Source organism: Magnetovibrio sp. (assembly GCF_036568125.1).
In the GTDB taxonomy this organism is placed as follows: Bacteria; Pseudomonadota; Alphaproteobacteria; order Rhodospirillales; family Magnetovibrionaceae; genus Magnetovibrio.
On the sequence record NZ_DATCTF010000010.1, the window covers coordinates 257,025 to 270,455 of the forward strand.

A 13,431-nucleotide genomic window follows, 5' to 3' on the forward strand; every position below is an offset into this window, starting at 1 on the left:
TTAGCTGTTCCAGATCGGCGTCATGTTCTGGGTTGGCAGGAACTTCGACGTCGGCGTGATGGCGTCGAGTTCGCGAGAAATTTCTTCCAGACTCGGACGGTTTTTGTTGTTTTCCAACACCGCCAGATCGTCGTTGCCGTACACGATGATGATGTGGTTGCGCGGGGTGCCGAAATACGGACCGCGAGGGCTGATCAAGTCGAACACTTTGGCTTGCAGGTAATCCGCCATCGGGTGGATCAGCGTGCTGTCGAGGCCCTTGGCGCTGTCGTAACGCAGGATCTTGCTGTTGCACAACGAACGTTCTGTATAGATCTTTTTGATGCCGAAGCGGTCCAACTGATCGTGGATCGGCGTGCCTTTCTTCAGCACGTAGCCGCTGGCGAGAATTTTGTCGATCACGTCGGCGTGCTCATCCAAGAACGCCACGGTCTGTTCCAGTTCTTCGCGGGTTTCGGACGGAAAACCGACGATGATGAACAGGTGATTATGGATGCCTGCCTTATGCGCGCGGTTCAAGGTGTTGGATGAACTTTCGACGGTGTTGCCTTTGTCCATCATCGCCAACAGGCGTTCCGATCCCGATTCCATGCCCCAATAGATGCTGCGGCATCCGGTCTTGTACATGTGATCGAGGATGTCCTGGGTGAAGTCGGCGGTCGGTTTGGCCAGCGCGAAGTAGCGGATGTCCAAGCCGCGTTCCAAGATCTCGTCGCCGATCTTCTGGAACCGCTTGGCCGAGATCATTTCGTCGACGAAGGTGAAATGACGCGCGCCGATGGTTTTGTTGTGATGCTCGATCTCCGCCACGCAACGCGAAATGGATTGGGTTTTGTAGCTGCCGGCGTAACTGGCGAAGTGGTCGCAGAACGTGCAGCGCCGCCAATAGCAGCCGCGCGAACTGATCAGCGGCACCACCGGCGACGGTGTCAGGTAGCCGTCGAGATCGAAGTCGGAAAAATCGGCGAACGGCAGGTCTTCGTGGTTGAGCTTTTCCAAGCTCTGGCCGATGAGCGTGCGACCGCTCTCAGTATCGAAGCGCGCCAATCCGGTGATCATTTCCAAACCCTTGGCGGTGCCATCGCCAGCGTCGATGGCGCGGAGAAATTCCAAGAATGCCAGTTCGCCCTCGTGCACGATCACGTGATCGACGTAGGCGCGGGTGATGAACCCTTGCAGGTTGACCTCGTTGAAAAAGCCGCCGCCGAACACCGTCAGCACGCGCGGATTGATCTCTTTGATGCGCCGCGCCAGCAGCGCCGAAAACCAGAACTGTTGGGTGAACATCACCGACAGGGCGACCACGGCGGGATTGCTCGCCAGGATGTGGCGGGCGAACTGATCCACGTACCACGGCGCCGGGCCGTTGGTTTCATAGATGTACTGGCACTGCGCGTTGTAGGCGTCGCTGATCAGGCTTTGATAGCGCGAGAAGGTTTCCGCCAGCGGATTGTGCACGCTGTCGTCGAAAAAACCGTCGCCGCCGTGGGTGAACAGGTCGGCCGCAGCGACGCATTGGTCGCTGTCGTCGTAATGGAACGCGGCGGTTTTGTTGCGTTGCGAGTCCACGATGGCGGAAAACCACATCGGGTTGAGGTCGAAACACTTGACCTTGAAATCGCTTTTCTTCTCGACGTTGGCCTTGATCAGCGCCGGACCCAGCGGCAACGACGGGAACGTCGCGATGACGTTGACCAGCGCGACTTGCTTGGGCGCGGGCTCGTTTTCCGCCAAGGTCTCGCGCGGGGCCAAGGGTTCGGCAAACAGCGGGTGGAGAAAATCGAAATACTTACTTTGGTAACCGGGCACGGTCTGCGTCGCGTGCTTGTATTGGGCGATCGCCTCGTCGCGCCGCCCTGCGGTGACCAGGGTGTTGATGCGCCCGTGCCACGCATCGAGCATGTGCGGGCGGCTGGCCAAGGCGCGGGTGTAACAGGCCAAGGCCTCGTCCACGTCGCCACGGTCGTGGTGAATGTGGCCCATCGCGGCGAGAATGGCCGCCGGGTCGGGCGGGCCCAATTCCAACGCACGGGCATGGCACGCCAGCGCCGCGACGTCGTCGCAGACATGGCGCAAGATGCGGCCCTTGAAGGCATGGGCGAGCGGGTGCATGGGCAGCGCGGCGACGGCGTCATCGCACACGCGCAACGCATCGTCGGGATAACCCGCTTCCAACAGCGTGTCGGCCAGGGCCTCGTAACCGTCCAACAAGCGGGGGGCGAGGGCGACGGCTTTGCGCGCCGCCGTCAACGCATCGTCGAGCGCGTCGAGGCGTTCCAACGCGCGCGCCAGCAGCACCTGCGCGCCGGGATTGTTTTTGTTCAGCGCCAGCGAACGCGACACCGCGCTTTTGGCGGATTCGTAATCGCGTTCGGCGAAAAAGGCTTGGGCGAGGATGAAGTAGACGTAAGCCTGTTCGTCCTTGCCGGGCTTTTTCTTCGGTTTCGCGCCCTGGCTGAGGCTCGGCCCGATCACCCGCCAGCAACTGGCCGAGGCCTTTTGGCTGTCGCCGTTGCGATAGTAGGCCAACGCCTGATCCAGCGCGGAAATTTCCAGCCGGGTTTCGGTGCGCGGCTGGGTGACGGGGGCTTGGACGGTCGGTTTGAACGGCGCCGGGGCGCCGGGTGCCGACTTCGTGTTGGTTTGCATAAGCCTCAACCTCTGTGGTGAGTGCTCAGTTTGAATGATTCAAGTGTGTGGCGTCAATGGTTGCGCGTAACGCCTTAGCGATTGGTAGCGGGGCGTCGGTTCCGGTGCGACAGCGCCATGCCCAAGGCGGCGGAGGTCAGGATCACGATCGCACCGAGCCACTGGATCGAGCTGAACCATTCGTCCAACATCAACGCCCCCAGCAAGGTCGCGACCAACGGGCTGAGCAGGCTGAGGAACGTCACGTCCGCGCCGATCTTGGCGATGCCGCGCAACCACAGCCAATACGCCAGCGCCGTCCCCGGCAAAATCAGGTAGGCCAATCCGATGGCGTTGAGCCCGCTGGGCAAGGGCGGCACGCCTTCGGCGGCGAGGGCGATGGGCAACAACACCATGCCGCCCAGCGCCAGTTGCCAGGCGGTCAGCGCCAGCGGCGTGCCGACCCGTCCCCACCGTTCGATCAACACCGTGCCCATCGCCATCGATCCGGCCGCGCCCAACGCCGCGACGACGCCAATGCCATCCATGGTTTGGCTGGTGGGGTCAAAGATCAACAACCCAACCCCGACCATGCCCATAGCGGCCGCGCCCAGTTGCCCCGGATGCGGTCTGCGCAACAGCAAAGGCCACGCCAGCAAACCGACCAACAGCGGCTGGGCCGACATCAACGTCGCTGCCGCACCGCCCGGCAGACGCGTGGCGCTGACGAACAACAGGGCGAAGAACACGCCGATGTTGGCCAATCCCAAGGCGATGAGCGGAACCAGCTTGTCGCGCGGCGGCAAGCCTGGCCCGATGATCATCAGCAAGATCCCGGCCGGAAGGGCGCGCAGCGCCGCCACCAACAGCGGGTGTTCGACCGGCAGGGTCTGGGTGAACACGACGTACGTGGTGCCCCACAGGCACGGCGCCAGCACGGTGGTGAGGATGGCGTTCCAACGGGCGTTTGTCATGGCGGGGGTCCTTTAAGCGGGGAACGATCCGGCGAAGGCGAGTTCTTCGACCGGGCGGCGCTGGTGCTCGTCGTCGCGCTTGTGCAGCGCATCGTCCAGATGATCGGGGGACGTCGAACGGCCCAATGCGATCGCGACCTCGATGCGGTAACGCTGCGGCGCGCCCAGGCGCTCTTGCGCCCGGTCGAAATCGACCCCGGCCATGGCGCGGGCTTGGTAACCCAGCCGCGTGGCCTGCAAGGCCAGCTGCGCCCACGCCGCCCCGGCGTCGAAGCTGTGGCTGCGCGACGGCGTGGCCCCATCGCTGGTCCCGCCGCTGGTCTCGTCGACCATCACGGTGTCCGACAGCACGAAAACCAGAGCCGAGGCGTGTTGCGCCCACCCGGCGTTGAACGGCACCAGCAAATCGACGAATGCCCGCCACTGGGGATCGTCGCGGTGCGCATAGACGAACCGCCAGGGCTGGTAATTGTACGCCGACGGGGCCCAGCGCGCGGCTTCCAGCACGCTCAGCAGATCGGCGTGGGGCATCGGCTGGCCGTCGAACGCACGCGGTGACCAGCGCTCTACAAAAATGTCGTCGATGGGGTGGGCGGGGGTGCGGTTTGGCATGGTGCGGCTCCGAACGGTTGCGGGTCTGTCTTAAGGCTGATAGAATTATATCGAATAACTAGACATGAAGTAATTCGATATCGAACTAATAATCCGAGGCCGATCATGAGTCAAGTTGGAAAACGCAAATCGCGCGATGCGGCAGGGCAAGGCGCGCCGCTCGATCACATCGTGGCGCAGTGGCGGCGCGAACGTCCGGACATCGAAGCGGAGGTGATGGCGGTGTGCGGCGAGGTGAAACGCGCCAGCGAACGCATCCGCCAGGGCGTGCTCGCCAACATCGCGGACACGGGCATCGATTACGCGGGCTTCGACGTGCTGATGACGCTGCGCCGCCAGGGCCGGGGCAGCGCGCTGTCGCCCTCCGTTCTGGCCAAGGAAATGATGCTGTCCACCTCCGCCATGACCAGTTGCCTCGACCGCTTGGAAAAGCGCGCCCTGATCGAACGCCAAACCGACCCCAACGACCGCCGCGGCCTCAAGATCGTGCTCACCGACACGGGCTTCGCGTTGATCGACGGGGTGGTGGTGTCGCACGTGGCGATGGAAGAACGCCTGCTCGCGGCGCTCAGCGACAAGGAACGCACACAATTGCGCGCCCTGCTCAGCAAGATCGGCACGCCATAAAGGCAAAAAAACAACGGGCCAGCCTATCAAGGCCAACCCGTTGTTTCATTTGGTCGGAGTGAGAGGATTCGAACCTCCGGCCCCTGCCTCCCGAAGACAGTGCTCTACCAGGCTGAGCTACACTCCGATGGTTTTGGTGCTCATTTGGAGGCGCTTATATAACGCCCCGATCATCCCAACGCAAGCGCCATCACGCGGGCCGGGACGGGAATTTAGTAAGCGCGTTCGATGCAGAAATCGATGACGTCCAAAAGCGCGGTTTTGATGTCGCTTTCGGGGAACAGGCCCAGCGCGTCGCGCGCGATGGCGCCGTAGTGGCGCGCGCGTTCGATGGTGTCGGTGAGGGCGTTGTGCTTTTGCATCAGTTCCATGGCGTGTTCGATGTCGCCGTCGCGCTGGTCGAGCTCTTCCATGGTGCGCCGCCAGAACGCGCGTTCGTCTTCGTTGCCGCGCGCGAACGCCAGCACGATGGGCAGGGTGATCTTGCCTTCGCGGAAATCGTCGCCGACCGCCTTGCCGAGCTTTTCTTGCTTGGCGGAGAAATCCAGAACGTCGTCGATCAGCTGGAACGCGATGCCGAGGTTCATGCCGTAAGCGCGGAACGCGTCTTGTTCCTTTTTCGGCCGTCCGGCGATCACAGGGCCGAGTTCGGCGGCGGCGGCAAACAGTTCGGCGGTCTTGGCCTCGATCACCTCCATATACGCGCTTTCGCTGGTTTCGGTGTCGTTGGCGGTGACCAATTGCAGGACCTCGCCCTCGGCGAGAATCGACGAGCCCTGGGACAAGATGCGCAGGACTTCCAAATCGCCGTCTTCGACCATCAACGCGAACGAACGGGTGAACAGGAAATCGCCGACCAAGACGCTGGGCTTGTTGCCCCACAGCGCGTTGGCGGACGCTTCGCCGCGGCGCAGGTCGCTTTCGTCGACCACGTCGTCGTGCAGCAGCGTCGCGGTGTGAATGAATTCGATGCACGCCGACAGCAAGATGTGGCGGTCGCCGGTGTAGCCGCACATGCGCGCCGAGGCCAGCGTCAGCATCGGGCGCAAGCGCTTGCCGCCCGCCGCGATGATGTGCCCGGCCAGTTGCGGGATCAGCGACACGGGGCTGTGCATGCGTTCCACGATGGCGGCGTTGGCGGCTTTCAGGTCGGCGTCGACCAACAGGGCCAGACGGTCCAAAGGCGAGCTCTTTTGGCGCTCTTCATCCAGGTTTACGACAACGCCCAAAATGCTTCTCCCAAGGTGGCCTGTGTGCTGTTGTAGGTTTATTCTGCTGTATGCTGGCCGCGCGAAGATCTGCCGATTTGCGTGTTCCGACCGTCATATTACAGTATTGTTGGCGCATATATGACTGCCCAAGCGGGTCTTGGTCAAGCATCCTGAGGGTATTTGGCGGGATTTTTGGGGCATTTGAGGGGGATTTCACCGTATGTTCGAGCTTGTGCGCACCAACGATCCGGTGCTGATTTCGTGGCTGCGCGCCCAAATGGCGGACGCGGGCATCGAGGTGCTGGTGCTCGATGAGCACATGAGCATCCTGGATGGCTCTATCCAAGCGATCCCGCGGCGGATTATGGTGGCGGACGAAGACAAACGCGAAGCCCAGGCGATTTTGGCCGAGGCCGACCGCATAGCGACAGGTGAATAGGTATGAACGAATTGTCCCAGGTCGAAACCACCGAAGACCGGATTCTCGACGGCCAGGTGACGCTTTTGCAGCCGCGCGACGGCTACCGCGCCGCCGTCGACCCGGTGCTGCTGGCGGCGGCGGTGCGCGCCGAAGCGGGCGAGCGGGCGCTCGATCTTGGCTGCGGCGTCGGCGCGGCGATGCTGTGTCTGGGCGCGCGCTGTCCGGACGTGCATATCGACGGCCTCGAGCTGCAGCCTCATCTGGCCGAATTGGCGCGGCGCAATGTCGAAGCCAACGGGACCGCGGACCGCATGCGGGTGCTGCAAGGCGACATCCTCAACCCGCCGAGCGAACTGGAGCTTGAAAGCTACGCCCACGTGTTCGCCAACCCGCCCTATATGAGCGGCGATCGCGGTAACCATCCGCCCAACGAATCCAAGAAAATCGCCCACGTCGAAGGCGACGCCGACCTGGAAGATTGGGTCGACGCGGCGTTGAAGTTCTGCCGCCGCAAGGGCTCGATCACCTTTATCCAGCGCGCCGACCGCTTGGCGGAGTTGCTGATCGGCCTGGAAGGGCGCGCCGGGGAGATCACGGTGTTTCCCCTGTGGCCCAAGGATGACGAGGATTCCCACCGCGTCATCGTGCGCGCGCGCAAGGGCATCAAGTCGCCGATGAAACTGATGAACGGCCTGACCCTGCACAACGACGACGGCAGCTACACCGACGCCGCCGACGCCGCGCTCAGGGGCGGCGCGCTGCATTTGCGGGGGGAAGGAAAGTAAGGGTTTGACCCTGGCCCAGCCCGCCCTTACAAGTGTGCCATGTTCGGTTTCAGTCTGACCAAAATCGTCTTCACCGTCGTTATCGTTTATCTGGTGTGGAACGCATTCAAATACTTCACCCGCGTGCAGGACCAGCGCGCGGACCGCTCGCGCGTGAAGCGGCAAAGCGGTGGAGCGCAAGCCTCTGGGGCATCCAAACCCAGTGCCGCGCCCGCCCCAGACGGCGTCGAGGACATGATCGAATGCAAAGTCTGCGGCGCATACGTCACCCGTGGGGCGAAATCGTGCGGCCGCGACGATTGTCCGTTCATGGGCTGACCGACAAGGAAAACCCGGCGTTGACGCCTTGACCGCTTACCGGCGCAAGGCTATCTTCGCTGCACTGCAACATGTCGGCTCCGCTTTTATATTTGCGGGGCTGTTTTCTAAGGTTTTTGTCCAATGTCCGGTGTGCCTGCACCCAATCGCGAGACGTGCTTTCAAAATCTGATTCTCAAACTGCAAAGTTTCTGGGCTTCGCACGGCTGCGTGCTGTTGCAACCCCACGACCAAGAGGTCGGCGCGGGCACGTTTCACCCCGCGACCACGTTGCGCGCTTTGGGCCCGAAACCGTGGAAAGCCGCCTACGTGCAGCCGTCGCGCCGCCCCACCGACGGGCGCTATGGCGAAAACCCCAACCGTTTGCAGCACTATTATCAATTCCAGGCGATCATGAAACCGTCGCCGCCCAACAGCCAGGAACTTTACCTCGATAGCCTCAAGGCGTTGGGCATCGACGCCGCCCAGCACGACATCCGTTTCGTCGAAGACGACTGGGAAAGCCCGACGCTGGGCGCGTGGGGGCTCGGCTGGGAAGTGTGGTGCGACGGCATGGAAGTCAGCCAGTTCACCTATTTCCAGCAAGTCGGCGGCATCGAATGCAACCCGGTTGCGGTCGAATTGACCTACGGGCTTGAGCGTCTGGCCATGTACATTCAGGGCGTCGAAAACGTCTACGACCTGGATTGGAACGGCGAAGGCGTGCGCTACGGCGACGTGTTCTTGCGCAACGAACAGGAACAATCCGCGTTCAACTTCGAACATGCCGACACCGACAAGCTGTTTCAGCAGTTCAAGGACGCCGAAGACAACTGTCAGACCTTGTTGAACCTGGACAAGCCCCTGGCGCTGCCGGCTTACGAGCAATGCATCCGCGCCAGCCACGTGTTCAACCTGCTGGACGCGCGCGGGGTGATTTCCGTGACCGAACGCCAGGCCTATATCGGGCGCGTGCGCAACTTGTCGAAAGGTTGCTGCGAAGCGTGGCTCGCGGGCGAAGGGGAGACGAACTGATGGCTGAGCTGCTCCTCGAACTGTTCTCGGAAGAAATCCCCGCCCGCATGCAAGCGCGCGCGGCGGCGGATCTGAAAAATTTGGTCGAAGACGGCCTGAAAAAGGCCGGCCTCGATTGGTCGAAGTCCGAAGCCTTCGTCACCCCGCGGCGGTTGTGTCTGGTGATCGACGGCTTGCCGGAAAAGCAGCCCGACGTCAAAGACGAACGCAAGGGCCCGCAGGTGGGCGCGCCGGAACAGGCCTTGAAGGGCTTCCTCGGCTCGCTCGGCGGGCTGAGCCTGGACGACTGCGAACAGCGCGAAGTGAAGGGCAAGATGTTTTACTTCGCGGTGATCGAAAAGAAGGGTGAGCCGACCATCGACGTGCTCCCGGGCATCTTGGATGCGGCGATGAACGCGTTGCCGTGGCCGAAATCGATGCGCTGGGGTGCGGGCGAAAAACGCTGGGTGCGCCCGTTGCACAATGTCCTCGCCCTATTCGGCGGCGCGGTGGTGCCGGTCGTTTACGAAACGGTCGAGGCCAACCAGCACACCTACGGCCATCGCTTCTTGAACCCCGGACCGATCGCGGTCACGGACTTCGCTGACTACCGCGCCAAGCTGGCCGAGGCGCACGTGATGCTGTGCCCGTCCGAGCGCCGCGCCGAAATCGTCAGCCAAGCCGAAAAGCTGGCCGAAGACGCCGGGCTGACACTGAAACCCGACGAAGGCTTGCTGCAGGAAGTCACCGGCTTGGTCGAATGGCCGGTGGTGCTGATGGGCGACATCGACGCGCGGTTTATGGAACTGCCGCCGGAAGTGCTGACCACCACCATGCGGGTGAACCAAAAGTATTTCACGCTGCTCGATCACGACGGCAAGCTCGCACCCAAGTTCATCTTGGTGTCCAACCAGGTGGCGCCGGATGGCGGCGCGGCGATCGTCGCGGGCAACGAACGGGTGCTGCGCGCGCGTCTCTCGGATGCGCAGTTCTTTTGGGATCAGGACCGCAAAAGCACCCTGGCCTCGCGCGCGCCGTTGCTCAAGGACATCGTGTTCCACGCCAAGCTCGGCACGGTCGACGAAAAGGTCGACCGCGTGCAGGCCTTGGCCGTCGAACTGTGCGAATTCATCGACGGCGCGAACCGCGATCAGGTTCGTTCCGCCGCGCGCCTGTCGAAAGCCGATCTGGTCACCGGCATGGTGTTCGAATTCCCCGAAGTCCAAGGTGTGATGGGGCGCTATTACGCGCTGTTGGACGGTGAATCCGAAGCCGTCGCCAATGCCATCGCGGAACACTATGCCCCGCAAGGTCCCAGCGACGACTGCCCCACCGCGCCGGTGTCGGTGTCGGTGGCGATGGCCGACAAGCTCGATACCCTGGTGGGCTTTTGGACCATCGACGAAAAACCCACCGGATCGAAAGACCCGTTCGCCCTGCGCCGCGCGGCATTGGGCGTGATCCGCTTGATTGTCGAAAATAAGCTGCGCATGCCGCTGATAGATGCCTTTGACTTGGCGTCAAAGGCTTATCCGCCAAATTTGCAAGGCGAAGAGCATTCCATTGCATTCGGTGCTGCAAAAGTCAAAGAATTGCGTGATGGCGTTGAAACTGACCCTCGTTATTATATAGCAGATGAGCTGCTCAATTTTTTCGCCGACCGCCTAAAAGTTCACTTGAAAGGTGAAGGCGTGCGTCATGATTTGATCGACGCGGTGTTCTCGCTGGGCGGTGAAGACGATTTGGTGCGCTTGCTGGCACGGGTCGATGCTCTATCGGCCTTTGTGTCCACCGATGACGGCGCGAACCTGCTCGCCGCGCACAAACGCGCCACCAACATTTTGCGCATCGAAGAAAAGAAAGATGCTTGCTCATACGCGGGCACGGCGGATGAAAGCGTGTTCGTCGAAGACGCGGAACGCACCTTGTTTGCCGCGCTGGGCGAAGCGGGCGCAAAAGCGGGTGCGTTTGTCGGGGAAGAAAAATTCCAAGACGCTATGGCGGAACTCGCAAAGCTGCGCGGGCCGTTGGATGCGTTCTTCGAAGACGTGATGGTCAACGCGGACGATCAAAATGTTCGCAAAAACCGTTTGATGCTCCTATCTCAAATACAGAGCGTTATGGGCGAAATCGCCGATTTCTCAAAAATCGAAGGCTAGGTTAATGTCTCAAAAGTGGACCTACTCGTTTGGCGGCGGCAACGCCGAAGGAAGCGCCAAAATGCGCAACCTTTTGGGTGGCAAGGGCGCCAACCTGCACGAAATGTGCGCGCTTGGCTTGAGCGTGCCGCCGGGCTTCACCATCACCACCGAGGTTTGCGCCCACGTCACCGCCACCGGCGGCGATTATCCCGATGGCCTGAACGATCAAGTCAACGCCGCCGTGGCCAAGTTGGAAACCGCCATGGGCGCGCCGTTCGGCGGCACCAAGGCGGAAGGCCGGGTGTTGCTGCTTTCGGTCCGTTCCGGCGCGCGTGCGTCCATGCCGGGCATGATGGACACGGTCTTGAACCTTGGCCTCAACGACGAAGCGGTGGAAATTCTCGCCCAGGAAACCGGCGACGAGCGCTTCGCCTATGACAGTTACCGCCGCTTCATCCAGATGTTCGGCGACGTGGTATTGGGCGTCGATCACTATCACTTCGAAGACTTGCTGGAAGACTACAAGCTCGACCATGCCTTGAAGCTCGACACCGACCTGACCGCCGACGACTGGAAAGCCTTGCTGCCGTCTTACATCGAAGCGATCGAAAAGCAGACCGGCGAACCGTTCCCCCAAGACCCCCGTCAACAATTGTGGGCGGCCATCGGGGCGGTGTTCAAAAGCTGGACCAATCAGCGCGCGAAAACCTATCGCAAGCTGCACGACATTCCCGAAAGCTGGGGCACGGCGGTCAACGTACAGACCATGGTGTTCGGCAACATGGGCAACGACAGCGCCACCGGGGTGTGCTTCACGCGCAATCCATCCACCGGCGAAAACCTGTTTTACGGTGAATACCTGATCAACGCCCAGGGCGAAGACGTGGTCGCGGGCATTCGCACCCCGCAACCGTTGTCGCTGGCGGAAAAGCAGGCGGCGAAGATCGCGCTGCCCAGCCTCGAAGAAACCATGCCCGAACTCTATGCGGAACTGGACGGCGTGCGCCACACGCTGGAACAGCACTACAAGGACATGCAGGATCTGGAATTCACCATCCAGAAAGGCAAGTTGTGGATCTTGCAGACCCGCGGCGGTAAGCGCACCACCAAGGCGGCGTTGAAAATCGCCGTCGATATGGTCGAAGAAGGCCTGATCGATCACACCGAGGCGATCCGCCGCATCGAACCTGCGCATCTGGATCAATTGCTGCACCCGACGTTGGATCCGGACGCACCGCGCGACATCCTCGGCCAAGGCCTGCCCGCGTCGCCGGGCGCGGCGTTCGGCAAACTGGTGTTCACCGCAAAAGAAGCGGAAGCCTGGGCGGAACGCGGCGAAGCGGTCATCTTGGCGCGTGTTGAAACTTCGCCCGAAGACATCGGCGGTATGCACGTCGCCAAGGGTATCCTCACCACCCGGGGCGGCATGACCTCGCACGCCGCCGTGGTCGCGCGTGGCATGGGTAAGCCGTGCGTGTCGGGTGTCGGCGACATCGTCGTCGATGTCAAAGCCAAAACCTTGTCGGCGCTGGGTGAGGTGCTGCACGAAGGCGATCTGGTGACGATCGACGGGTCCGCCGGGCAGGTGATCAAAGGCCACGTGCCCACGGTTGATCCCGAATTGAGCGGCGATTTCGCCACCTTGATGGGCTGGGCCGACGAAGTGCGTGTGCTGGGCGTGCGCGCCAACGCCGAAACGCCGATGGATGCCAAGGTTGCACGCGGCTTCGGCGCGGAAGGCATCGGTCTCGCGCGCACCGAACATATGTTCTTCGATGCCGAACGCATCATCCACATGCGCGAAATGATCTTGGCAAAGGACGTTGAAGTGCGCCGCGCCGCGCTGGACAAGCTGCTGCCGTACCAGCGCCAGGATTTTGCCGACCTGCTGAGCATCATGGAAGGCCTGCCGGTCACCATTCGCTTGCTCGATCCGCCGCTGCACGAATTCCTGCCGCAAAGCGAAGCCGACATCGAAAAGGTCGCCAAGGCCTTGGGCGTTACGACCGAAGCGGTGGTGCGCCGCGCCAAGGATTTGCACGAATTCAATCCGATGCTGGGCCATCGCGGTTGCCGCTTGGCGATCACGTATCCCGAAATCTACGAAATGCAGACCCGCGCCATATTCGAAGCTGCCGCCGATCTGAAGGCGGTGGGCAAGGATGTGCACCCCGAAGTGATGATCCCGCTGGTCGCCGATCGCGCGGAACTCACCCGGCTTAAAGCGCTGGTGGTCGAAGTCGCCGACGAAGTTTTGGCGGCGCGGGGCGTGAAGCTCGATTATCATGTCGGCACCATGATCGAACTGCCGCGCGCGGCCTTGCAGGCGGGTGAGATTGCTCTAGATGCCGAGTTTTTCAGCTTTGGCACCAACGACTTAACCCAGACCACCTACGGCCTGTCGCGTGACGACGCGGGTTCGTTCTTGCAGATTTACCGCGAAAAGGGCGTGATGGATTACGATCCGTTCGTCACCCTCGATCAAGCGGGCGTCGGCGAGTTGATCAAGATCGGCACCGAACGCGGCCGCGCCACGCGCCCCGATTTGAAGGTCGGCATTTGCGGCGAGCATGGTGGCGATCCGGCTTCTGTACGGTTCTGCCATGGCGTCGGGCTGGACTATGTGTCGTGTTCCCCTTACCGTGTTCCGATCGCCCGTTTGGCGGCGGCGCAGGCCGCGTTGAACGTCGATGCGGAAAACAACGCATAAGTCTGGCGTCG

Annotated in this window: 11 protein-coding genes and 1 tRNA gene; 7 read left to right on the forward strand and 5 right to left on the reverse strand. The window is 61.9% G+C overall.

Annotation, left to right across the window (positions count from 1 at the left end; all coding sequences use genetic code 11):
* The 3 genes from VIN96_RS05940 to VIN96_RS05950 form a co-directional block, all read right to left on the reverse strand.
* Nucleotides 1-2,649, reverse strand: a complete 2,649-nt coding sequence (locus VIN96_RS05940) for a B12-binding domain-containing radical SAM protein (protein ID WP_331894637.1) — start codon at nt 2,647-2,649, stop codon at nt 1-3.
* Nucleotides 2,650-2,723: 74 nt separating this feature from the next.
* Nucleotides 2,724-3,602, reverse strand: a complete 879-nt coding sequence (locus VIN96_RS05945) for a DMT family transporter (protein WP_331894638.1) — start codon at nt 3,600-3,602, stop codon at nt 2,724-2,726.
* A gap of 12 nt (nt 3,603-3,614) precedes the next feature.
* On the reverse strand, nt 3,615-4,214 hold the full coding sequence (locus VIN96_RS05950; RefSeq protein WP_331894639.1) for a nitroreductase family protein: 600 nt from the start codon (nt 4,212-4,214) through the stop codon (nt 3,615-3,617).
* A gap of 105 nt (nt 4,215-4,319) precedes the next feature.
* Here VIN96_RS05950 and VIN96_RS05955 point away from each other — a divergent pair, with 105 nt between their 5' ends.
* The gene (locus VIN96_RS05955) at nt 4,320-4,841 is read left to right on the forward strand and encodes a MarR family transcriptional regulator (protein WP_331894640.1); all 522 of its coding nucleotides are present in this window, start codon (nt 4,320-4,322) and stop codon (nt 4,839-4,841) included.
* 50 nt (nt 4,842-4,891) lie between these two features.
* On the opposite strand, the gene VIN96_RS05960 is transcribed toward VIN96_RS05955, so the two are convergent.
* Nucleotides 4,892-4,968: transfer RNA gene (locus VIN96_RS05960), tRNA-Pro, on the reverse strand.
* Nucleotides 4,969-5,053: 85 nt separating this feature from the next.
* The gene (locus VIN96_RS05965; RefSeq protein ID WP_331894641.1) at nt 5,054-6,070 is read right to left on the reverse strand and encodes a polyprenyl synthetase family protein; all 1,017 of its coding nucleotides are present in this window, start codon (nt 6,068-6,070) and stop codon (nt 5,054-5,056) included.
* 202 nt (nt 6,071-6,272) lie between these two features.
* Between VIN96_RS05965 and VIN96_RS05970 the strand changes: the two genes are divergently transcribed.
* The 6 genes from VIN96_RS05970 to ppdK all read left to right on the forward strand — a co-directional run bounded on the left by VIN96_RS05970 (nt 6,273) and on the right by ppdK (nt 13,420).
* Nucleotides 6,273-6,491, forward strand: a complete 219-nt coding sequence (locus VIN96_RS05970) for a DUF2007 domain-containing protein (RefSeq protein ID WP_331894642.1) — start codon at nt 6,273-6,275, stop codon at nt 6,489-6,491.
* Nucleotides 6,492-6,493: 2 nt separating this feature from the next.
* Nucleotides 6,494-7,258, forward strand: coding sequence for a tRNA1(Val) (adenine(37)-N6)-methyltransferase (locus VIN96_RS05975; RefSeq protein WP_331894643.1), 765 nt, complete (start codon nt 6,494-6,496; stop codon nt 7,256-7,258).
* A 39-nt stretch (nt 7,259-7,297) separates the two neighbouring features.
* Nucleotides 7,298-7,576, forward strand: a complete 279-nt coding sequence (locus VIN96_RS05980; RefSeq protein ID WP_331894644.1) for a hypothetical protein — start codon at nt 7,298-7,300, stop codon at nt 7,574-7,576.
* Nucleotides 7,577-7,699: 123 nt separating this feature from the next.
* Entirely contained in the window at nt 7,700-8,590 is an 891-nt protein-coding gene (locus tag VIN96_RS05985) for a glycine--tRNA ligase subunit alpha (protein WP_331894645.1), read from the forward strand.
* On the forward strand, nt 8,590-10,728 hold the full coding sequence (glyS, locus tag VIN96_RS05990; protein WP_331894646.1) for a glycine--tRNA ligase subunit beta: 2,139 nt from the start codon (nt 8,590-8,592) through the stop codon (nt 10,726-10,728). Before VIN96_RS05985 ends, glyS begins: the two co-directional genes overlap by 1 nt.
* A 4-nt stretch (nt 10,729-10,732) precedes the next feature.
* Nucleotides 10,733-13,420 carry a pyruvate, phosphate dikinase gene (gene ppdK / locus VIN96_RS05995; protein WP_331894647.1) on the forward strand — a complete coding sequence of 896 codons (2,688 nt, stop codon included), beginning with the start codon at nt 10,733-10,735 and terminating at the stop codon, nt 13,418-13,420.
* Nucleotides 13,421-13,431: the final 11 nt, after the last annotated feature.

Bases quoted from the DNA above. Each gene is read 5' to 3' on its own strand.
- VIN96_RS05940 (WP_331894637.1), bottom strand. From the start codon at position 2,649: ATGCAAACCAACACGAAGTCGGCACCCGGCGCCCCGGCGCCGTTCAAA.
- VIN96_RS05945 (WP_331894638.1), bottom strand. From the start codon at position 3,602: ATGACAAACGCCCGTTGGAACGCCATCCTCACCACCGTGCTGGCGCCG.
- VIN96_RS05950 (WP_331894639.1), bottom strand. From the start codon at position 4,214: ATGCCAAACCGCACCCCCGCCCACCCCATCGACGACATTTTTGTAGAG.
- VIN96_RS05955 (WP_331894640.1), top strand. From the start codon at position 4,320: ATGAGTCAAGTTGGAAAACGCAAATCGCGCGATGCGGCAGGGCAAGGC.
- VIN96_RS05970 (WP_331894642.1), top strand. From the start codon at position 6,273: ATGTTCGAGCTTGTGCGCACCAACGATCCGGTGCTGATTTCGTGGCTG.
- VIN96_RS05975 (WP_331894643.1), top strand. From the start codon at position 6,494: ATGAACGAATTGTCCCAGGTCGAAACCACCGAAGACCGGATTCTCGAC.
- VIN96_RS05980 (WP_331894644.1), top strand. From the start codon at position 7,298: ATGTTCGGTTTCAGTCTGACCAAAATCGTCTTCACCGTCGTTATCGTT.
- VIN96_RS05985 (WP_331894645.1), top strand. From the start codon at position 7,700: ATGTCCGGTGTGCCTGCACCCAATCGCGAGACGTGCTTTCAAAATCTG.
- glyS (WP_331894646.1), top strand. From the start codon at position 8,590: ATGGCTGAGCTGCTCCTCGAACTGTTCTCGGAAGAAATCCCCGCCCGC.
- ppdK (WP_331894647.1), top strand. From the start codon at position 10,733: ATGTCTCAAAAGTGGACCTACTCGTTTGGCGGCGGCAACGCCGAAGGA.